Genomic DNA, 20,488 nt, shown 5'->3' on the forward strand with positions numbered 1-20,488 from the left:
GGAAAGAGCGGCTCATCATACTATTGCCAGCCGAATTTGCGCAGATAGTAGCGCTTCATGACCGTCGTCAGCAGGGTGTAGCAGACCAGAATGCCCAGCAGCCAGGGGAAATAGCCCAAGGGCAAGGCTTGCAGCTTGAAGTAGGTCGCCAGCGGTCCCATCGGCAGGAACACGCCCACGGCCATGATGGCAGTGGTGGCCACCAGCAGGGGCACGGACGCAATGCTGTCGATGAAGGGCAGCTTGGGCGTGCGGATCAGGTGCACGATCAGGGTTTGCGTCAGCAAGCCCACGACGAACCAGCCGGACTGGAACAGGGTCTGCTGTTCCGGTGTATTCGCGCCAAATACATGCCACATCAAAATAAAGGTGCTGATGTCGAAGATCGAGCTGATGGGGCCGAAAAACACCATGAAGCGGCCGATGTCGCGCGGGTTCCAGCTCAGCGGCTTCTGGATCAGTTCAGGGTCGACATTGTCGAACGGGATGGCGATCTGCGACACGTCATACAGCAGGTTTTGCACCAGCAAGTGCAGCGGCAGCATGGGCAAGAACGGCAGGAAGGCACTGGCCACCAGCACGGAAAATACATTGCCGAAGTTCGAGCTGGCCGTCATGCGGATGTATTTGAGCATGTTGCTGAAGGTGCGCCGGCCTTCCAGCACGCCTTCTTCCAGCACCATCAGGCTCTTTTCCAGCAAGATGATGTCGGCCGCTTCCTTGGCGATATCGACGGCCGAATCGACGGAAATGCCGATGTCGGCCGCGCGCAGGGCGGGCGCGTCGTTGATGCCGTCGCCCATGAAGCCGACGATGTGGCCATTGCCGCGCAGGGCGCGCACTAGGCGCTCCTTGTGCAGCGGGCTGAGCTTGGCAAACACGGTATTCTCTTCGGCCGCCTTGGCCAGGGTGGCGTCGTCCATGTCGTCCAGTTGCGGGCCTTGCAGCACGCCGTGCACGGCCAGACCCACTTCGCGGCAAATCTTCGCCGTCACTAGGTGGTTGTCGCCCGTCAAGACTTTCACGGTCACGCCATGTTCCGCCAGCGCGCGCAGGGCGGGCGCCGTCGATTCCTTGGGCGGATCGAGGAAGGCGACGTAGCCGATCAGGGTCAGCGCCGTTTCATCGGCCACGCCATACACGGTTTTATGCGGTGGCACTTCCTTGACGGCCACGGCCACCACGCGCAAGCCTTCCGCGTTCAAGCCATGCGTGGTTTCCAGCACTTTCGCCAGCAGGGCGGCGTCGAGGGGAATGCTGACGCCGCCCATGCGCAGGTGGCTGCAGGCGTCGAGGATTTCCTCGACGGCGCCCTTGCAGATCAGCTCATGGTGGTCATTCTTTTCGGAAACGACGACGGACATGCGGCGGCGCACGAAATCAAACGGGATTTCATCGACTTTGACGTAATCGCGCGCCAGCTGCATTTCCGTCTGCAATTCCACATGGTCGAGCACGGCGCGGTCCAGCAGGTTTTTGAGGCCAGTCTGGTAATGGCTGTTCAGGAAAGCGAATTGCAGCACTTCATCGGAGGGCTGGCCAAACACGTCCGTATGGCGCTCGAGCACGATCTTGTCCTGCGTCAAGGTGCCTGTCTTGTCCGTGCACAGCACATCCATGGCGCCGAAGTTCTGGATGGCATCCAGGCGTTTCACGACGACTTTCTTTTTCGATAGTTTGACGGCGCCCTTGGCCAGGGTGCTGGTGACGATCATGGGCAGCATTTCCGGCGTCAGGCCCACGGCCACCGACAGGGCGAACAGGAACGCTTCCATCCAGTCGCCCTTGGTCCAGCCATTGATCAGGAAGACCAGCGGCGCCATCACGAGGGCAAAGCGGATCAAGAGCCAGCTGACGCTGTTCACGCCCGCTTCAAACGCGGTCGGCGTGCGCTCGGTGGCCGTCACGCGCGTGGCGATGGTGCCGAAATACGTGCGGTTGCCGGTCGCCAAGACCAGCGCCGTGGCCGCGCCCGAGATCACGTTCGTGCCCATGAACAGCAAATTGGCCAGCTCCATCGGGTCCTTGCCATGGGCATCGGCCAATTCCGCCATCTTTTCCACAGGCAAGGATTCGCCCGTCATGGCGGCCTGGCTGACGAACAGGTCTTTCGCGGAAAGCAAACGGCAATCGGCGGGGATCATGTCGCCGGCCGACAGCACGATGATGTCGCCCTGCACCAGCTGGCGGATGGGCAGCTCGATCTGCTGGCCATTGCGCAGCACGGTGGCTGTATTGCTGACCATGGCTTTCAGGCGCTCGGCGGCGCGGTTCGAGCGGCCTTCCTGCACGAAGCGCAGCAGGGTCGACAAAATCACCATGGTGCCGATGACGATGGTGGCCTTCGGGTCTTCCGTCAGGTAGGAAACAATTGCCAGCACGGTGAGCAGCAGGTTGAACGGATTCTTGTAGCACAGCCACAGGTGCTGGTACCAGGCCAGCGGTTTTTCATGCTCGACCTCGTTCGGCCCCGTTTGCGCGCCGATGACTTGCGCCTCGGCATCGCGCAAGCCTTCCAGGCGCGTATGCAGTCGGTTCAGGGCGCTGTCCAGGTCTTCATGGGCGGCGGTCAGCAGCTGGTGCGCCAGATGGTCGGGCACGGGGCGGGCGGTGCTGTTTTCCAGCGGCATGGCGCGGCGGCGGAAATGGCCGGCCGTATGGCGCTTGCGCAGGAACGATTCGAACAAACGGGTGAAGAGATTCATGCTCTTCCTTTCACGGCGAGGTGTTGACGGGCGGCGCAGCCGCAGGCAAGACTTGCGTGCCGCAAGCGTACCATGAGTAGCCATGGTGCTTGAGGGCAATCCGGGTCAGTAGCCGGTCGCGATCGGAAAGAGGGGGAAGAGACGCACAGCCGGAATGGCTGCGCGGGACACCGTACCTTGCTCAGCAAGGCACGGAGGAAAGGAAGTTCCGCGTTGCTTGCTGTTTAGCTGCCGAGGCAATCACCGATACAAGATCGGCTACTGTCACTAGAACAAGTACCCACGTGGGACTCCGTAAATGAATAATGGGGGCATCATATGCACGTGCTGCAAGAGTGTCAACTGAAGAAATCTTAGGTTTCCAAAGTGTAATGTGGGTGTGGGCGAAGACGAAAGCAAGATGCCAAATAATAAAGGTTGATGCCAATAGTGCGGGCGGACATGCTCATGGGGGCCAGACGCGGCCATTCGCGTTGCTGTGACAATGTGTGATTTTTTTCCGTTTGGCAATCCGTTATGCTCGGGTACGCTGATGGGCTAGAAATTGCCATGGTGAACACTATGCAAATGCAGAAAAACACATGTCTATGGAATTCATCGTTGGGGCAGTAATAGCGGGACTTGTTGTCATGTTGAATCGCCACGACAATCGTAGACACTCCTGAGCCATAATTGCGGCCAAAAGCAGACCTATTGCGAGGCTAGGCCTTAACTCGTCATGTAGTCCTTACATCGCATTCTCATGGTTGCTTGTTCGACTTCAGAAATAATCATCAGTAACCCCAGATTTAGCATCCTCCAAACGTAGCAAGAAAGGATTCAATGCGCCGTCTCGTCACCTTAATTCCCCTGATGTTTTGCACACCTGTAGCCTTTGCTGCCGTACCAGTGAATATTCACGTTCCACCTAATGTGCAAGCGTGCACTCGTGCGCAACCATGTCCAGTTGCAATCCTTAGCCCAGGATATGGGCTTTCCGGCTCAGACTACTCATTCGTCACACAAAATCTCAATCGAAAGGGTTACTTGGTTGTCGCGTTGCAAGATAGCTCTGGCGGCATAGAGTTAGATCGAGACGCGCCGATTGCGAAGCAACTACAGGCGATGGCCCGCGTAGCTTCACGGTCCATCTCCTCCGTGATCGACGGGACCGCAGTACGCTTTCCTCAGTTCGATTGGCGACACTTGCTTGTCGTCGGGCACTCCCTTGGTGGCGACAGTTCGGCTCAGTTTGCCGCTGACAACCCGAGCCGCGTATCCAGCTTTATCAGCCTCGACAGCCGTCGGGTCGCGTTGCCCCGCTCAGCTGGTATCCACGTCCTGACAATTCGTGCCAGTGACACCACTGCCGACCGCGGTGTACTGCCGAATAAGGAAGAGCGCGGGCACTACGGTACATGCGTGGTCCACATTAAAGGCTCGCGCCACAAGGATATGCAAGATGCTGGTAGTGAACAATTGAAGGCCAAAATTGTATCCGTCATCGATACTTTCCTCGCCCCAGCGCAGCACCCTAAATACGCTTGCGACCGAGACTCAAAGCTCGAATAATGTTCAGGCGATCATTTTGATATTGCAAAGTCCGCGATGGGGCGAAAACGGAATTTGGCATGCGAAAAAGCGGGCAGCAAGTCGTACCACATTTGAATGTGGCAAAGCGGGGCTGTCGAAGAGCCGATAGCGGCCTGTGTCAGACATGTTTGCCGATTCACGATGTGGCTGTACGCTATACCGCGTTAGACCGTTTGCGCCATCGCCAGCGAATCGGACAGGATGTGCCACAGCGCCGCATGGCGTTGCTGCAGGGCGGCGCCGCCCGCGTAGATCAGTTCCACGTGCAGGCTGTCGACGATGCCCAGGTAGGCTTGCGCGTACAGGTCGACGCGCTGCGGCGCCAGGGCGGGCGCCATGCGGCCCAGGCTGGCCACGTAGTGTTGCTGCAGTTGCGCCAAGAGCGCTTCGTAGCCCGTGCCGACTTCGATGCGCAGGGTGGCGGGCGGCAAATACGCCGTGCGCAGCAGGAAGCGCAAATGGGCTGAATCCGCATAGCGCTGTGCCATCCGGTCGCAGTACAGGGCGCCGGCCAGCTGACCACCAGGCGCCGCCAGGGCCGCTTCGTCGGCGAAGCAGGCATCCATAAACGCGTGTTCTTCGGCCAGCGCGTCGGCAAACACGTCGAGGAAGAGCGCGTCCTTGCCGGCGAAGTGCGAGTATAGCGACGCCTTGCGCATGCCCGCCTGTTCGGCGATGTCGCTGAGGGACGAGGCATCGTAGCCGTGTTCGGAAAAGTGCACGACGGCGACGGCACAGATGTTATCGGCCGAGGCCGAGCGTTTCTTCATATGAGGGTAGTGGTTGGGTCAGGCGTCAGTGCGCCCCCAGGCTGGTGGCGTGTGCCGGATGGACGCGCGCAGTGGCCAGGGTCAGCCATGATACCAGCAGGCCGGCCACGGTCAAGAACAGCAGCCAGGGCAGCGGCCCCCATTCGGACAGGCTGGCCGCCAGCGGCGTGGCCAGCGATGACAAGGTCATCTGGATGGCGCCCAGCAGCGCGGCCGTGGAACCGAGCGCGCGCTGCTGTGAACCCATGGCCATGGCCATCAGCGCCGCTTCCGCGATGCCCAGGCCAAACAGGGCCACGAACATGCCGGGCACGACGGCGACGATGCCGAAGCCCAGCCAGGCACCCAGCAGGGCAAGCACGGCGCCGCCCAGCATGGCGGCGCTGCCCGCCACGCAGAGGCGCGGCACGCCATGCTTTTCCACCAAGCGGCCGCTGGCCATCGCGCCCAGCAGCACGGCCACGCCCGTGGCGCCGAACACCAGGCCGAAGCTGCCGGCGGACAGGCCGAAATCGCGCTGATACACGAGCGCCGCTCCCCCGATATAGGCAAACAGGAAAAAGAAAGTGGCGGACAGGGCCAGCGCGGGCAGCAGGAAGGCGCGGTCCAGCGCGATGCGCGCGTACGTGCGGTGCAGGCCGCGCGGCGAGACCCGCTTGGCGATGGGTAAAGTTTCCGGCAGGAATAGTGCGCTATTGAGCAGGGTCAAGGCGCCCAGCGCGGCCAGCGCCAGCATCACGGCGCGCCAGCCGTAACGGGCATCGAGCAAGCCGCCCACGGCGGGCGCCAGCACGGGCGCCAGGCCCACAATGGTCATCAACAGGGCAAACAGCTGCGCCGCTTTGACGCCATCGGCCACGTCGCGCACCATGCTCATCACCACGACCAGGGTCAGCGCCGCGCCCAGGCCTTGCACCGTGCGCGCCAGCAGCAGAGTGCTCAGTTGATCCGCCTGCGCCGCCCACACGGCAGCAAGAATGTACACGGCGATGCCGGCCAGCAGCGGATAGCGCCGTCCCAGCATGTCCGTCAGAGGCCCGCACAGCAATTGCCCGCCACCCAGCGCCAGCAGGAAGACGGTCAGGCTCAGCTGTACATTCGCATACGAGGTGTGCAGTTCGCGCGCCATGGCAGGCATCGAGGCCAGGTACATGTCGATGCCTGCCGGGCCGAGCACGGCCACCAGGGCCAGGGATTCCGCCAGCCCAAGACTGGCGGCGGGGAGAGTGGTTTGCTGCTGCATTGCGCTTCCTTCATTTCATCAAAAAAACGGGGCATGGACGCCGCCGTGTTTTTTATTGTACACTTACTTCCTACCGGTAGGTAGCCTTACTCAACTGACCAAGGAAAGATGATGACGATGCAAGACGAATGGATGACGGTGGCGCCAGTCGCGCGGGGAGAGTGGGCATGACGGAAGTGGGAATCTCGCTCAGCGGCGTGGCTGTCGCGCTGCTGTTTGCCGCGTGGAGTTCGCACCGCGCCCGCTGCGAGCGGCGCGATGTCGTGTTGCTGACAACACTGGGCACCGTGCTGGGCTTGCCGGGCGCGGTCTTGCTGGCTTTGTAAAGCGGCGCAAAAAAACGGCAGACCCTGCGGCCTGCCGTTCTGTTTTAATGCTCCCGGCTTTCGCAGGGATTTTAGTTCCTGATTACTGAGTTTCGACGCCCGACAAAACCGTAGCGAGCGTCAGTGATTTGTGGCCGAGAAGCGCAACCGTACTTTAGTACGGTGAGCATCGCCGGCTGCAAAGCGCGACGCGCAGTAGGTTTGGTCTGGCGTTATTCCTCTTCATATGAACTGATAGGCGCGCAGCCGCAGAACAGGTTGCGGTCGCCGTACACATTGTCGGCGCGGCCGACCGGTGGCCAGTATTTGCGCTGGCGCAGGGAAGCGACGGGGTAGGCCGCGATTTCACGGCTGTATTTGCGTTCCCAGTTGTCCGACATCAATACTTGAGCCGTGTGCGGCGCATGCTTCAGAGGGTTGTCGTCGTGGTCGAATTCACCGCTGGCGACCTTGGCGATTTCCGCGCGGATGGCGATCATGGCATCGATGAAACGGTCGATTTCCACTTTCGATTCGCTTTCCGTCGGCTCGATCATCAGGGTGCCCGGCACGGGGAAGCTCATGGTCGGCGCATGGAAGCCGAAGTCCATCAAACGCTTGGCCACGTCTTCGTTGCTGATGCCGGTGGCGTCCGTGATCGGGCGCAGGTCCAGGATGCACTCGTGCGCGACCAGGCCGTCGTGGCCCGAGTACAGCACGGGGTAGTGCGGCGCCAGGCGGCGCGCGATGTAGTTCGCTGCCAAAATCGCCGTCTCGGTCGCTGCGGTTAATCCCTCTGCGCCCATCATGGCGATGTACATCCATGAAATCGGCAGGATGCTGGCCGAGCCGAACGGCGCGGCGCTGACGGCGCCAATGCCAGCGACGTCGCGCTGGTAGCCGGACGAACGCTGGTTCGGCAGGAATTTCGCCAGATGGGCGCCCACGCCGATCGGGCCGACGCCTGGTCCGCCACCGCCGTGCGGGATGCAGAAGGTCTTGTGCAGGTTCAGGTGGGACACGTCGCCGCCAAACGAGCCGGGAGCGGCCACGCCGACCAGCGCGTTCATGTTGGCGCCGTCGATGTAGACCTGGCCGCCGTGCGAGTGGATGATTTCGCACAGTTCCTGGATGCCTTCTTCAAACACGCCGTGGGTGGATGGGTAGGTGACCATTACGCAAGCCAGGTTGGCGCTGTGCTTTTCCGCTTTCGCCTTCAGGTCGGCCAGGTCCACGTTGCCGTTGGCGTCGCAGCTGGTGACGACCACCTGCATGCCGACCATATTGGCCGAGGCGGGGTTGGTGCCGTGCGCCGACGATGGAATCAAACAGATGTTGCGGTGGCCTTCGCCGCGCGACTCATGGTAGGCCTTGATCACCAGCAGACCCGCGTATTCACCCTGCGAACCGGCATTCGGCTGCAGCGAGACGGCGGCGTAGCCCGTCAGCGCGCACAGCATTTCTTCCAGCTGCGCGATCATTTCGCGGTAACCGACCGTTTGCGCATCGGGCGCGAACGGGTGGATGTTCGAGAACTCGGGCCAGGTGACGGGGATCATTTCCGACGTCGCGTTCAGCTTCATGGTGCATGAGCCGAGCGGGATCATGGTGCGGTCCAGCGCCAGGTCCTTGTCTGCCAGGCTGCGCAGGTAGCGCAGCATTTCGTGTTCCGAGTGATAGCTGTTGAAGACGGGGTGGGTCAGGTAGGCGCTCTCGCGTGCCAGGTTCGCCGGCAGCGCGCTGGTGACGCCCGCTTCGACGGCGTCCAGGTCCGGGGCGGCAGGCGCGTTGGCCAGGCCGTGCGCGAACACCTTCCACAGCAGCGCGATATCGTCGCGCGTGGTGGTTTCATCGAGCGACACGCCGACGTGGGTGGCGTCGATCTTGCGCAGGTTGACGCCGTGGTGTATGGCCGTCGCATGCAGTTGCGCCGCATCGGCGACGTTGATGGTCAGGGTGTCGAAGTAGGTCGTGTTGACGACGCCATAACCGAGGGTCTTCAGGTTGGCGGCCAGCACGCCCGTGTAGCGGTGTACGCGCCGGGCGATCTGCAGCAGGCCGGCAGGGCCGTGGTAGACGGCGTACATCGACGCCATCACGGCCAACAGCACTTGCGCCGTGCAGATGTTGGACGTGGCTTTTTCGCGGCGGATATGCTGTTCGCGCGTTTGCAGGGCCAGGCGATACGCCTTGTTGCCTTGCGCATCGACGGTCACGCCCACCAGGCGGCCCGACATATTGCGCTTGAATTCATCGCGTGTGGACAGATAGCCCGCGTGCGGGCCGCCGAAACCGAGCGGCACGCCGAAGCGCTGGCTGTTGCCGACGACGACATCGGCGCCCCATTCGCCCGGTGGCGTCAGCATGGTCAGGGCCAGCAGATCGGCTGCGACGATGACCATGGCGCCATTCGCGTGCAGTTTTTCCACACCGGCGCGGTAGTCGCGCACGACACCGTTCACGCCAGGGTATTGCAGCAGTACGCCGAAGCACGCGTCCAGCGCTTCGATTTCAGCCGGGTCGAAGGTGCGCACCTCGATGCCGATCGGCTGGGCGCGCGTCTGCACCACTTCCAGCGTTTGCGGCAGCACGTCATTGGCCACATACAGCACGTTCGACTTCGACTTGCCCACGCGCTGGATCAAGGTCATCGCTTCGGCGGCGGCCGTGCCTTCGTCCAGCATCGAGGCGTTCGAGATGCCCATGCCGGTGAGATCCGTGATCACTTGCTGGAAGTTCAGGATCGCTTCCAGGCGGCCTTGCGAAATCTCAGGCTGGTATGGCGTGTACGCCGTGTACCAGGCCGGGTTTTCAAAGATGTTGCGCAAAACGACGCCAGGCGTGAAGGTATTGTAATAACCTTGGCCAATCAGGGATTTCAATACCTGGTTCTTGCCGGCGATGGCTTTCAGGCGTAACAAAGCTTCCTGTTCCGGCATCGGCTGCGAGTACGCGCCCAGGGGCAGGGCGCCCTTGTTGCGGATGTTGGCCGGCACCAGGGCATCGATCAGCGCGGCGCGCGATGGATAGCCGAGGGTCGCCAGCATGGCTTGCTGTTCGGTGGAAGAAGGGCCGATGTGGCGGGCGATGAAGGCATCGCGTGCTTCGAGTTGGGTCAGGCTGGTGCGGGTCATGATATAGAGGCCAAAAAAGACTGAAAAACCGGGAGGCGGCGCGCGGGCGCTGCTGGAAAAAAGCAAACGGGCCGCAAACGCGGCCCGTGAGTCAAACGCGATCAGGCGCTGGTGGTGGCGCCATAGGCGGCAGCGTCGAGCAAGCCGTCCAGGGCCGACACGTCGGCTGGCTTGATCTTGAACAGCCAGTTGGCGTAGGCGTCGGCGTTGATCGACTCTGGCGAGTTGACCACATCGTCGTTGACGGCCACGACTTCGCCGGCGATCGGCGCGTAGATATCGCTCGCTGCCTTGACCGATTCCACCACGGCGGCGTCGTCGCCGGCGCCGTAGGTATTGCCGACGGTTGGCAGTTCGACGAAGACGATGTCGCCCAGGGCGTCCTGCGCGTACTCGGTGATGCCGACGGTGATCGTGCCGTCGCCTTCAAGGCGTACCCATTCGTGGGAAGCGGTGTACTTCAGGTCTGCAGGAATGTTCATGTGTGGCTCCAGATGGTAAGTGTTCGTTATTGATTATGTTTATTCGGTCTTGCGGGCGGCTCTAATCGCTTACGCAAGCAGGATTTTACCGTTACGCACGAAAGGCAGCTTGACGACGGAGGCGGCCAGTTGCTTGCCGCGGATTTCCACGTGCACGGTGTCGCCCACGTTCACGCCGTTCGGCACGCGTGCCAGGGCAATCGCTTCCTGCATCGTCGGGCTGAAGGTGCCGCTGGTGATTTCGCCCGTTTGCGCGTTGCCGGCGATGATGACTTTTTGATGGGCGCGCAGCACGCCGCCTTTTTCGCGCAGGATCAGGCCGACGAATTGCGCATTCTGGCCTTTGGCCAGCAGGGCGGTCTTGCCGATGAAATCGCGTTCGCTGACCAGATCGATGGTCCACGCCAGGCCCGCGTCGAGCGGATTGACGGTTTCATCCATGTCCTGGCCGTACAAATTCATGCCCGCTTCCAGGCGCAGGGTGTCGCGCGCGCCCAGGCCGGCCGGCTTGACGCCGGCAGCGATCAGGGCGTTCCACAGGGCTTCCACCTGGGTCGCGGCCACGCCGATTTCAAAACCGTCTTCGCCCGTGTAGCCGGTGCGCGCCAGCATGACTTCGCCGAATTGCGTGTCCTTGACGATGACGACATTGAACGGCTTGATGGCTTCGGAGGCGGCTTGCGTCTGCGGCAGCACTTGCCATACCTTGGCGCGCGCGTTCGGGCCTTGCACGGCCACCAGGGCCATGGCGTCATTGCCGTCGCGGCGCTGGGTAATCGTCAGGGCGCTGTTGGTGTTGGTATTTTGCTGCTGCATCCAGGCCACGTCTTTTTCCGCCGTGCCCGCGTTGACGACCAGGCGGAACCAGTTTTCGTTGAAGAAGTAGACGATCAGGTCATCGATGACGGTACCTTCGGCATTCAACATGCACGAATACAGTGCCTTGCCCGATACTTGCAGCTTGTCGACGTTATTGGCCAGCAGACCGCGCAAAAAGGCGCGCACGTTGGGGCCTTCGATATCGACCACGCACATATGGGACACGTCGAACATGCCGGCGTCGCTGCGCACGGCGTTGTGCTCTTCGATTTGCGAGCCGTAGTTGACGGGCATGTCCCAACCGCCGAAATCGACCATGCGGGCGCCGAGGGCACGGTGGGCGTTGTTGAGTGGGGTCGCTTTGAGCGTCATGGATTCCTCGGGACGAAGGTAAAGGGGGAAGTTAACAGAACACAGAATACGGAAAGCCAAAACGGCACTCCATCGTGATCACTGACCCCCCTGTCCTTTGTACCTGAGAGATTACGGGGGCTTGCCCCGTGCGCCCCTTCGGTGGGCCGCCGGCAATAGCCGCGGCCGCTCTCCAGAGTTGAGCTAAAAATGTTGCGTAAGCAACATCTTCAGTCCGCCTGATCGGTCCTTTTGCCTGAGAGTTTTTGGGTAGTGCCCCTTCGGCGGCAACGCTGGGTTGCCCTCTCCCGATCAAGTGGGAGGAATATATGCCAGCAGGGTGTTTCTGTCAATCTGAAAAGACGTTGCCAAATTGCAGCAAAAGCCGCAGTTTGCGGGGCTGGAAGGTGCTGCGCTCCAGCGCAAGAGGGCGCCGCGCCGCGCGCGAATGCGCTATGATGAAATTCTGGCTTTCTTGCGGGTGGCTGCCATGAACACGACACAGAGCGGGACGCAACACGAGACACAAAACAACACCGAGCAGCACGGTTATTTCACCCTTTCGGGCGACGTCAACAGCGACATGGTGCGGCGCGTCTTCAACGTCGTGGCCGACATCACGGAAGAAAAGCTCACCACCGCGCACATGTTGATCCAGTCCAACGGCGGCTATGTCAGCGATGGCATTTGTTTGTACAACTTTCTCAGCAAGTTGCCGCTCGACATCATTACCTACAATGCAGGCGCCGTGGCGTCCATTGCCGTTACCCTGTTTCTGGCGGGGCGGCACCGCCACGCCAGCGACACGGCCCGCTTCATGGTGCACAAATCGCATGCGACAGCTTCGCCCGGTTCGCGGCCCGATGCGCTCAGCATCATCGTCGAGGGCTTGCGCGCCGACGACATGCGTACCGAGCGCATCCTGCGCGGCCAGGTCAACCTGACGGAAGAGCAATGGCAGGTGCATGCGTATTCCGACCTGCACCTGACGGCCGATCAGGCGCTGGAAGTGGGCATGATCGAATCGATCCGCGACTTTGCGCCACCCAAGGGCAAGCGCCTGACGAATATCTGACGCGCGCCTGGCGCTGGTCAGGCAGATAGTTTCGGCGCGTACATTTTGTAATGGAATGTAATTCTTCGCTGCAGCACAGCAAAAGCCGCGCAGAACAGGGCAGAGTCGTGGCATAGTGCAAGCTGATCATGAAATAAGTACAGGCGCGATGACTTGGTGGAATGGGATTTCTTTTGCGGCCGACATGTCCGTGATGGGGCCGGCTGGCGTGGCGATTGCCCTGTGGCTGCTCGTGTCGCGCCAGTGGCGTTTGGTGCTCAGCTGGAGCCTGTGGTACGGCGGCGGCCTGGCCCTCGTGGTGCTGTCGAAGCTGGCTTTCATGAGCTGGGGCGTGGGCAGCAGCGCGCTCGATTTTACCGGTTTCAGCGGCCACGCCATGCGCGCCGGCGCCGTGTTTCCCGTGCTGATGTATGTGTTGCTGCAGCGGGCCGAACCGCGCTGGCGCCATGCCGGCGTGCTCGTGGGCGTGGCGTTTGCCGTGCTGGTGGCCATTTCGCGTGTCGTCGTGCAGGCGCACAGTGTGTCGGAAGCGGTCAGCGGCTGCGTGCTGGGCCTGGCGCTGGCGCTGGGCTTCATGTGGAATGCCCGTGGCGCCGTGAATTTCGCCGTCAGCCATGCGCTGGCGCTGGCCAGCCTGGTGCTGATGGTGGTGCTGAGCTTCAAGGCCGAGCCCATGCCGACCGAGCAGTGGCTGCAAAAACTGGCCATGGTGTTGTCCGGCCATGAGCGCGTTTTTTCCCGTGACGACTGGAAACTGGCGCAGGATGGCCACCCGGCCCGTTAAGATGGCGCTGGCCAGCACTTGATGCTGCTGTTTTTTGGCCAGAAAAGCATCGGGAAATGGTATGATGAACCACTTTTTTGCGGTGAGCGGCCAGGCTGCCATCGCAATGGTGCATCTGAACTGAATATGAACCGGGTTCACCGATCTCAACCGCCAGCATAGGCCAGGAACTCTAAAACACGTGCGTCTCTCTTCCATCAAGTTGTCGGGATTTAAGTCTTTCGTCGATCCCACCAATTTCCAGGTGCCAGGCCAGCTCGTGGGCGTGGTCGGGCCGAATGGCTGCGGCAAGTCGAATATCATCGACGCCGTGCGCTGGGTGCTGGGCGAATCGAAAGCGTCCGAACTGCGCGGCGAGTCGATGCAGGACGTCATCTTCAACGGTTCCACCCACCGCAAGCCGGCCGGGCGCGCTTCCGTGGAACTGGTGTTCGACAATAACGACGGCAAGGCGTCCGGCCAGTGGGGCCAGTACGCCGAGATCGCCGTCAAACGCACCCTGACGCGCGATGGCACTTCCACCTATTACATCAACGGCCAACCCGTGCGCCGGCGCGACATCCAGGATATCTTCCTCGGCACGGGCCTCGGCCCGCGCGCCTACGCCATCATCGGCCAGGGCATGATTTCGCGCATCATCGAATCGCGCCCCGAAGAATTGCGCGTCTTCCTGGAAGAAGCGGCCGGTGTTTCCAAATACAAGGAACGCCGCCGCGAGACGGAAAATCGCTTGCAGGACACGCGCGAGAATTTGCTGCGCGTGGAAGACATCTTGCGCGAACTCAATGCCAACCTGGAAAAGCTGGAAGCGCAGGCGGCCGTGGCCACGCGTTTCCACGCCTTGCAGGCGGACCAGGAAGAAAAACAGAAACTGTTGTGGCTGCTGCGCAAGAACGAGGCGCAAAACGAGCAGACGCGCTATTTCCGCGAAGTGGAACAGGCGCAGACGGACCTGGAAGAGCAGACGGCTAAGTTGCGCAACGTGGAACTGACGCTCGAGCAGATGCGCCAGGCGCACTTTGCCGTGGGCGACCGTTTGCATACGGCGCAAGGCCATCTGTACCAGACGAATGCGGAAATTGGCAGCCTGGAAGCGCAGATCAAGTTCGTTATCGAATCGCGCGCCCGTCTGCAGGCGCAGCTGGCCACCTTGACGGCCCAGCGCGACCAGTGGAGCAGCCAAGGTGGCGAATACCAGGAGCAGATCGAAGAGGCGGAATTCCACCTTGAAGAGCTGGCTGCGAAGGTTGAGCAATCGCAAATGATGGCGGAACAGAAGGGCGAGCAATTGCCTGAACTGGACGCCGCCTGGCGCGCCGCGCAGAACAAGAGCACGGAATCGCGTGCGCGCATTATGCAGGCCCAGCAGCAGCTGGAACTGGAATCGGCGCACCAGCGCAACGCTTCGAACATCCTCGCCAGCCTCCTGACGCGCCGCGAACGCCTGCAGCAGGAAAAGAACAGCCTGAGCCTGCCCGACAGCAGCCACCTGGAAAACCTGAAACTGCAGCTGGAAGAAAAGCAGCAAACGCTGGAAGAACAGGGTTTCTACCTGGAAGAGGCGTTGGAGCAGCAGCCCAAGCTGGAGCAGGAACGGGCTGAAGCGCAGGCGCAAGTCAATGCCGAGACGGCCGCGAATGCCCAGCTGGAAGCGCGTCTTTCCGCTTTGAAACAATTGCAGGAACGGGTACAGACGCAGGGCAAAGTCCAGCCGTGGCTGAAAAAGCACGAACTCGACACCTTGCCGCGTCTGTGGCAAAAGCTGCAGATCGAAGCGGGCTGGGAAGCGGCCATGGAATCGATCTTGCGCGAGCGCACGTCGGCCCTGCAACTGTCGAATATCGACTGGGCCAAGGCTTTCTTTGCGGACGCGCCGCCAGCCAAGCTGGCCCTGTACGCGCCGTCCACCGTGGCGCCGCTGCCGCTGCCGGAGGTGCCTGGCCTGAAGCCGTTTTTGAATTTGCTGAAACTCAACGATCCGGGCTTGCGCGGCTTGCTGCAGGATTGGCTGTACAACGCCTATGCCGTGGAAGACGCGGCCGAAGCCCTGGCCGAGCGGGCGAAATTGCCGCCGGGCGGCTATTTCGTCACGCGGCTCGGGCACGTGATCACGGCTTCCAGCGTGCGCTTTTATGCGGCCGATTCGGAGCAGGAAGGCATGCTGGGGCGCCAGCAGGAAATCGAGAATATCGGCAAACAGTTGCGCGCCCAGCAATTGCTGGCCGAAGAGGCGCGCGCCCGTTCCGTGCGCGCCGATGCCGCTGTGGCAACCTTGACGCGCAAGCTGTCGGACTTGCGCCTGCGCATACAGCAGCTGACGTCTTCCGTGCATACTTTGCAACTGGACGTGGTGAAGCTGTCGGAAGTGGAAGCGCGTTTCAACCAGCGCAGCACGCAGATCGGTGCGGACTTGGCCGAGATCGCCGCACAGGAAGCGGAACAGATGCAGACCAAGCTGGAATCGGAAGAGAAATTCGAACAGCTGGACATGGAACTGGGCAACTTGCAGGAAGCGCACGAAGACGGTCATACGGACTTCTTGCAGAAGGAAGTGCGTCTGGCCGAAGCGCGCGAAGCCTTGCGCGACCTGGAGCGAGCCGCCAAGGATACGGAATACGCGGAAAAAGCCCACCGCGCGAAGATCGAGGAATTGCGCCGCAACATCGCCACGGCCAGCACGCAGGCGCAGCAGGTGACGGCCAGCCTGCAGGCAGGCGAACTGGAACTGGCCAACCTGGAAAGCGGCGCGGCTGCCGACGGCTTGCAGGACTTGCTCGAGCGCCGCACCACGCAGGAGCGGGCGCTGGCGGACGCGCGCCACGAACTGGACCAGATTACGCAGCAGCTGCGCCTGTCCGAAGATGCGCGCACGCAATCGGAACGCAGCCTGCAGCCGCAGCGCGACAAGATCATGGAAATGCAGCTCAAGGAGCAGGCCGCGCGCCTGAACCAGGAGCAATTCGCCCAGCAACTGCTCGAATCGGGCGCCGATGAAGCGGCCCTGACGGAAAAGTTGCATCCGGACATGCGTCCATCGTATCTGCAGGGCGAAGTCACGCGGCTGACGAACGCCATCACGTCCCTGGGCGCCGTCAATCTGGCCGCGCTGGACGAACTGGCGCAGGCGTCCGAGCGCAAGAATTTCCTCGACGCTCAGAATGCCGACCTGACGGAAGCCATCAATACCCTGCAAGACGCGATCCACAAGATCGACAAGGAAACGCGCGACCTGTTGCAAGACACGTTCGACAAGGTCAACCACCACTTTTCCGAGCTGTTCCCCATTCTGTTTGGCGGCGGCCAGGCCAAGCTGACCATGACGGGCGACGAGATTCTCGATTCCGGTGTACAAGTCATGGCGCAGCCTCCCGGCAAGAAAAATGCCACCATCCACTTGTTGTCCGGTGGAGAGAAGGCGCTGACCGCGACCGCATTGGTGTTTTCCATGTTCCGCCTGAATCCGGCGCCGTTCTGCCTGCTCGACGAAGTCGATGCACCGCTGGACGATTCGAACACGGAACGCTTCTGCCGCATGGTCAAGCGCATGTCCGACCAGACCCAATTCCTTTTCATTTCGCATAACAAGATTGCGATGGAAATGGCCCATCAATTGATCGGTGTGACGATGCAGGAGCAGGGCGTATCGCGCATCGTGGCGGTGGACATGGAGTCCGCCGCAAATTTTGCTACCGAGGCACAAGCAGCATGACAGACCTTCAAATTACTTTGTTCGGCGCCGGCGGCGTCTTTATCGTCGGCGTTTTCTCGTACAACAAATGGCAGGAATACAAGGCCAAGAAAAGCGTGGAGCGGGCCTTTTCCACCGACCACGACGACGTACTGATGCGCGATGGCGATGCCCCCGCAGCGGAAACCCAGGAACCCGTCCTGCGCCAGGAGCCGCGCTTTGACGCCGCGCCCGCCGCCAAGGCCGAGCCATCGTTCGGCGCGCCGCCGGCCGCCGCAGTGCCCGACGCCCCCGTGCATGCGGAACCATCATTCGGTGATGCCGGCGCGGAACAGACGCCCGCCGCCACCCCTGCCGCGCCCGTGCAGCAGGAAGTCAGCGCCGCCAGCGAACAGGCGACCAGCCTGGTCGACCCCCTGATCGATTGCCTGCTGCCCCTGTCGCTGGAAGCGCCCGTGCGCGGCGACAAGATCTTGCCCGTGCTGCAAACCCTGCGCCTGGTGGGTAACAAACCCGTGCACTTCATCGGCTTGCACGTGAATGGCGACTGGGAACCGATCACGCATGGCGGTGTCTATACCAAGATGCAGGGCGGCGTGCAGCTGGCCAGCCGCAGCACGGCCTTGAATGAACTGGAATACTCGGAGCTGGTCACGCGCCTGCGCGGCGTGGCGGACGAGATCGGCGCCGAGCCGGAAGTGCCTGACATGATGGAAGTGATGGCCGAAGCACGCAATTTGCACCGCTTTGTCGCTGGCCACGATGCCCAGCTGGGCGTCAACCTGCACACGAACGGTGCGCCGTGGGCCATTTCCACCTTGCTGTTCGCCTTGGAAAAGCAGGGCTTTGATGTGCGTCCGGATGGCCGTTTCGTCATGCCGGACGGCGACGGCAGTTATCTGTTCTCGCTGTCGACGAATGTTACGCTGGCCGAGGAAACCACGCCCCGTTTGACCCTGCTGCTGGACGTGCCCTGCGTGGCGCCCGCGCGCGACGGATTTGGCGCCATGGTCGCCTGTGCCAAAGCGCTGGTGGGCCGCCTCGACGCCACCATCGTCGATGATTACAACCAGGCCCTGTCGGACGCGGCGCTGGCCGAGATCGCCGGCCAGGTGCAAGAGTTTTACCAGGAAATGGACGCGGCCGATATTTCGGCCGGCTCCACCCGCGCCCTGCGTTTATTTAGCTGAAGAATCCCGCAATAATGACTGATCTGACTAACCAGGACGCCGCCCGGCGCGTCCTGGCACTCAATGCCGAACTCAATCGGCATTTGCACGCCTACCACGTGCTCGACAATCCCACCATCCCCGACGCCGAGTACGACAAGCTGTTTCTCGAACTGCAGGCGCTGGAAGCGGCCCATCCCGAACTGCGCGCACCCGATTCGCCCACCTTGCGCGTGGGCGCGGCGCCCTTGCCGCAATTCGAGCAAGTCACGCACGCAGTGCCGATGTTGTCACTGAATAATGGTTTCTCCGATGACGATATCGTCAACTTTGACCGCCGCGTGCGCGAAGGCCTGGACCTCGATGCGCAGGAAGTCGCGTATGCGGCGGAAGTGAAATTCGATGGCCTAGCCATCAACCTGCGTTATGAACACGGCTTGTTCGTGCAGGCGGCCACGCGCGGCGATGGCGCCACGGGCGAAGACGTGACGGCGAACATCCGCACCATCGCCGGCATCCCGCTGCGCCTGCAGGGCGAGAAGATTCCGGCCGTGCTCGACGTGCGCGGCGAAGTGATGATGTTCAAGGCCGATTTTGCCCGCCTGAACGAACGCCAGCGCGAAGCAGGGCACAAGGAATTCGCCAATCCCCGCAATGCGGCGGCCGGCAGCCTGCGCCAGCTCGATTCGCGCATCACGGCGCAGCGCAAGCTGCGCTTCTATGCGTACGGCATCGGCGCCCTTGATGGCGCCGCCATGCCGGCCTCGCATTCGGCCTTGCTGGACTGGTACGACACCCTGGGCATACCCGTGTCGAAGGAGCGCAAGGTGGTGCTGGGTGCGCAGGGCTTGCTCGATTACTACGCCGATATCGGCGCGCGCCGCCCCGGCTTGCCCTATGAAATCGACGGCGTGGTCTACAAGGTGAACGCGACGCAAGACCAGCAGGAGCTGGGCTTTGTGTCGCGCGCGCCCCGTTTTGCACTGGCGCACAAGTTTCCCGCCGAAGAGGCGCTGACGGTGGTGCTGGGTATCGACATCCAGGTGGGCCGCACGGGCGCCATGACGCCCGTGGCGCGCCTGGCGCCCGTGTCCGTCGGCGGCGTGACGGTGACCAACGCCACCTTGCACAATGAAGACGAAGTGCTGCGCAAGGATGTGCGCGTGGGCGATACCGTCGTCGTGCGCCGCGCCGGCGACGTGATCCCGGAAGTGCTGTCCGTGGTGCTGGACAAGCGCCCCGAACCGGCGCCGCTGCCGTTCAAGATGCTGGAGCGCTGTCCTGTCTGCGATTCTCACGTGGTGCGTGAAGAGGGCGAGGCGATTGCCCGCTGCTCGGGCGGCCTGTTCTGTTCGGCCCAGCGCAAGGAAGCATTCCGCCATTTCGCGGGCCGCCGCATGATGGATATCGAAGGCCTGGGCGAACGTTATATCGATACCCTGGTCGAACTGGAATACGTGCATGGCCTGGCGGATCTGTACAGCCTGACCCTGGAGAAATTGCTGGAAATGAAGCTGCGCGCCGATGAGCGCGATGGCTCCACGCCAGAAACAGTGCAACAAGGCAAGATTCCCACCAAATGGGCGGAAAACTTGCTGGCGGGCATAGAAGCGAGCAAGCGCCCGCCGCTTGAGCGTTTCCTGTTTGCGCTGGGCATCCGCCACGTGGGTGAATCGACGGCCAAGACCCTGGCCGAATGGCTGGGCAGCCTGGACTATGTGCGTCGCGCGCCGGCGGCCTTGCTGCGCGTGTTGCCCGACATCGGCGGCACCGTGGCCGTGTCGATTGCCGATTTCTTTGCTGAAGAAAAGAACCAGCAGGCGCTGCAGGCATTGCTGGATGCTGGCGTCATTCCGCAGGGCGAGCATGCGCCCAGCGCCAAGCTGCGCGTGCAACTGGAGCAAACCACGCTGCTGGCGGCCATCGGCATCCCCAAGCTGACGGAACCGCGCAGCAAGCAGCTGGTGGAGCGGGGCGTGACCCTGGCCAGCCTGGCAGCGCAGGGCGCGAGCTTCCACGCGGGCTTGCCTGCCGCCGTGGCCGAAGCGCTGGCGCAATGGCTGGCCGATGACGGCAATGTCAAGCTGCTCGCTCAACTGGACGCCTTGCGAAATGAATTACTGTCACAATTGCCTGAAATGTCAGCCGCTGGCGGCAAGCTGGACGGCAAGACTTTCGTCTTGACGGGCACCTTGCCCAATATGAGCCGCGACGAGGCTGCAGAGCTGATCGAGGCGGCCGGTGGCAAGGTCAGCGGTTCCGTGTCAAAGAAGACAGCTTATGTCGTGGCCGGTTCGGACGCTGGCAGCAAGCTGGCCAAGGCGCAGGAACTGGGCGTGGCCATACTCGACGAAGCTGGCCTGCTGGCCTTGCTCGCGCAAGACTAATCAT

Annotated in this window: 13 protein-coding genes and 2 riboswitches; of the genes, 7 read left to right on the forward strand and 6 right to left on the reverse strand. The window is 61.9% G+C overall.

Going from position 1 to position 20,488, the window contains the following annotated elements:
• Nucleotides 1–20: 20 nt before the first annotated feature.
• Complete coding sequence (gene mgtA / locus ACQ4W0_RS16950; protein ID WP_436577798.1) at nucleotides 21–2,705, reverse strand: magnesium-translocating P-type ATPase; 2,685 nt, start codon at nucleotides 2,703–2,705, stop codon at nucleotides 21–23.
• Nucleotides 2,706–3,527: 822 nt separating this feature from the next.
• Here mgtA and ACQ4W0_RS16955 point away from each other — a divergent pair.
• A complete protein-coding gene (locus ACQ4W0_RS16955; RefSeq protein WP_436577799.1) occupies nucleotides 3,528–4,256 on the forward strand; it encodes an alpha/beta fold hydrolase in 729 nt (242 codons plus the stop codon).
• Between the two features lie 185 nt (nucleotides 4,257–4,441).
• Here the strand turns inward: ACQ4W0_RS16955 and ACQ4W0_RS16960 are convergent, their stop codons facing one another.
• Nucleotides 4,442–5,047: a TetR/AcrR family transcriptional regulator gene (locus ACQ4W0_RS16960; protein WP_436577800.1), complete on the reverse strand. Its 606-nt coding sequence runs from the start codon at nucleotides 5,045–5,047 to the stop codon at nucleotides 4,442–4,444.
• A 25-nt stretch (nucleotides 5,048–5,072) separates the two neighbouring features.
• Nucleotides 5,073–6,290, reverse strand: coding sequence for a Bcr/CflA family efflux MFS transporter (locus ACQ4W0_RS16965; protein WP_436577801.1), 1,218 nt, complete (start codon nucleotides 6,288–6,290; stop codon nucleotides 5,073–5,075).
• 167 nt (nucleotides 6,291–6,457) lie between these two features.
• On the opposite strand from ACQ4W0_RS16965, the gene ACQ4W0_RS16970 reads away from it, so the two are divergent.
• Entirely contained in the window at nucleotides 6,458–6,616 is a 159-nt protein-coding gene (locus ACQ4W0_RS16970) for a hypothetical protein (protein ID WP_353657576.1), read from the forward strand.
• Nucleotides 6,617–6,828: 212 nt separating this feature from the next.
• Here ACQ4W0_RS16970 and gcvP read toward each other — a convergent pair whose 3' ends face one another.
• The 3 genes from gcvP to gcvT all read right to left on the reverse strand — a co-directional run bounded on the left by gcvP (nucleotide 6,829) and on the right by gcvT (nucleotide 11,402).
• On the reverse strand, nucleotides 6,829–9,729 hold the full coding sequence (gene gcvP / locus ACQ4W0_RS16975) for an aminomethyl-transferring glycine dehydrogenase (protein ID WP_436577802.1): 2,901 nt from the start codon (nucleotides 9,727–9,729) through the stop codon (nucleotides 6,829–6,831).
• Nucleotides 9,730–9,830: 101 nt separating this feature from the next.
• On the reverse strand, nucleotides 9,831–10,211 hold the full coding sequence (gcvH, locus tag ACQ4W0_RS16980) for a glycine cleavage system protein GcvH (RefSeq protein ID WP_035818129.1): 381 nt from the start codon (nucleotides 10,209–10,211) through the stop codon (nucleotides 9,831–9,833).
• Between the two features lie 69 nt (nucleotides 10,212–10,280).
• Nucleotides 10,281–11,402 carry a glycine cleavage system aminomethyltransferase GcvT gene (gene gcvT / locus ACQ4W0_RS16985; RefSeq protein ID WP_436577803.1) on the reverse strand — a complete coding sequence of 374 codons (1,122 nt, stop codon included), beginning with the start codon at nucleotides 11,400–11,402 and terminating at the stop codon, nucleotides 10,281–10,283.
• 80 nt (nucleotides 11,403–11,482) lie between these two features.
• A riboswitch (glycine riboswitch) is annotated at nucleotides 11,483–11,588 on the reverse strand.
• Between the two features lie 27 nt (nucleotides 11,589–11,615).
• Nucleotides 11,616–11,702: riboswitch (glycine riboswitch) on the reverse strand.
• A 169-nt stretch (nucleotides 11,703–11,871) separates the two neighbouring features.
• On the opposite strand from gcvT, the gene ACQ4W0_RS16990 reads away from it, so the two are divergent.
• The 5 genes from ACQ4W0_RS16990 to ligA all read left to right on the forward strand — a co-directional run bounded on the left by ACQ4W0_RS16990 (nucleotide 11,872) and on the right by ligA (nucleotide 20,484).
• Nucleotides 11,872–12,456 carry an ATP-dependent Clp protease proteolytic subunit gene (locus tag ACQ4W0_RS16990; protein WP_436577804.1) on the forward strand — a complete coding sequence of 195 codons (585 nt, stop codon included), beginning with the start codon at nucleotides 11,872–11,874 and terminating at the stop codon, nucleotides 12,454–12,456.
• Between the two features lie 148 nt (nucleotides 12,457–12,604).
• The gene (locus ACQ4W0_RS16995; RefSeq protein ID WP_436577805.1) at nucleotides 12,605–13,240 is read left to right on the forward strand and encodes a phosphatase PAP2 family protein; all 636 of its coding nucleotides are present in this window, start codon (nucleotides 12,605–12,607) and stop codon (nucleotides 13,238–13,240) included.
• A gap of 181 nt (nucleotides 13,241–13,421) precedes the next feature.
• Nucleotides 13,422–16,949: a chromosome segregation protein SMC gene (gene smc, locus ACQ4W0_RS17000; RefSeq protein ID WP_436577806.1), complete on the forward strand. Its 3,528-nt coding sequence runs from the start codon at nucleotides 13,422–13,424 to the stop codon at nucleotides 16,947–16,949.
• Nucleotides 16,946–18,118, forward strand: coding sequence for a cell division protein ZipA C-terminal FtsZ-binding domain-containing protein (locus tag ACQ4W0_RS17005; protein WP_436577807.1), 1,173 nt, complete (start codon nucleotides 16,946–16,948; stop codon nucleotides 18,116–18,118). The genes smc and ACQ4W0_RS17005 overlap by 4 nt, the downstream gene beginning before the upstream one ends.
• 14 nt (nucleotides 18,119–18,132) lie before the next feature.
• The gene (gene ligA / locus ACQ4W0_RS17010) at nucleotides 18,133–20,484 is read left to right on the forward strand and encodes an NAD-dependent DNA ligase LigA (protein ID WP_436577808.1); all 2,352 of its coding nucleotides are present in this window, start codon (nucleotides 18,133–18,135) and stop codon (nucleotides 20,482–20,484) included.
• The last annotated feature ends 4 nt before the right edge of the window (nucleotides 20,485–20,488 follow it).

Origin of the sequence: Janthinobacterium breve (assembly GCF_051380895.1) — a bacterium.
Classification (GTDB): domain Bacteria; phylum Pseudomonadota; class Gammaproteobacteria; order Burkholderiales; family Burkholderiaceae_D; genus Janthinobacterium.

What these genes read in the sequence shown, in the direction of transcription:
- mgtA (WP_436577798.1), bottom strand. Translation starts at nt 2,705, where the DNA reads ATGAATCTCTTCACCCGTTTGTTCGAATCGTTCCTGCGCAAGCGCCAT.
- ACQ4W0_RS16955 (WP_436577799.1), top strand. Translation starts at nt 3,528, where the DNA reads ATGCGCCGTCTCGTCACCTTAATTCCCCTGATGTTTTGCACACCTGTA.
- ACQ4W0_RS16960 (WP_436577800.1), bottom strand. Translation starts at nt 5,047, where the DNA reads ATGAAGAAACGCTCGGCCTCGGCCGATAACATCTGTGCCGTCGCCGTC.
- ACQ4W0_RS16965 (WP_436577801.1), bottom strand. Translation starts at nt 6,290, where the DNA reads ATGCAGCAGCAAACCACTCTCCCCGCCGCCAGTCTTGGGCTGGCGGAA.
- ACQ4W0_RS16970 (WP_353657576.1), top strand. Translation starts at nt 6,458, where the DNA reads ATGACGGAAGTGGGAATCTCGCTCAGCGGCGTGGCTGTCGCGCTGCTG.
- gcvP (WP_436577802.1), bottom strand. Translation starts at nt 9,729, where the DNA reads ATGACCCGCACCAGCCTGACCCAACTCGAAGCACGCGATGCCTTCATC.
- gcvH (WP_035818129.1), bottom strand. Translation starts at nt 10,211, where the DNA reads ATGAACATTCCTGCAGACCTGAAGTACACCGCTTCCCACGAATGGGTA.
- gcvT (WP_436577803.1), bottom strand. Translation starts at nt 11,402, where the DNA reads ATGACGCTCAAAGCGACCCCACTCAACAACGCCCACCGTGCCCTCGGC.
- ACQ4W0_RS16990 (WP_436577804.1), top strand. Translation starts at nt 11,872, where the DNA reads ATGAACACGACACAGAGCGGGACGCAACACGAGACACAAAACAACACC.
- ACQ4W0_RS16995 (WP_436577805.1), top strand. Translation starts at nt 12,605, where the DNA reads ATGACTTGGTGGAATGGGATTTCTTTTGCGGCCGACATGTCCGTGATG.
- ACQ4W0_RS17005 (WP_436577807.1), top strand. Translation starts at nt 16,946, where the DNA reads ATGACAGACCTTCAAATTACTTTGTTCGGCGCCGGCGGCGTCTTTATC.
- ligA (WP_436577808.1), top strand. Translation starts at nt 18,133, where the DNA reads ATGACTGATCTGACTAACCAGGACGCCGCCCGGCGCGTCCTGGCACTC.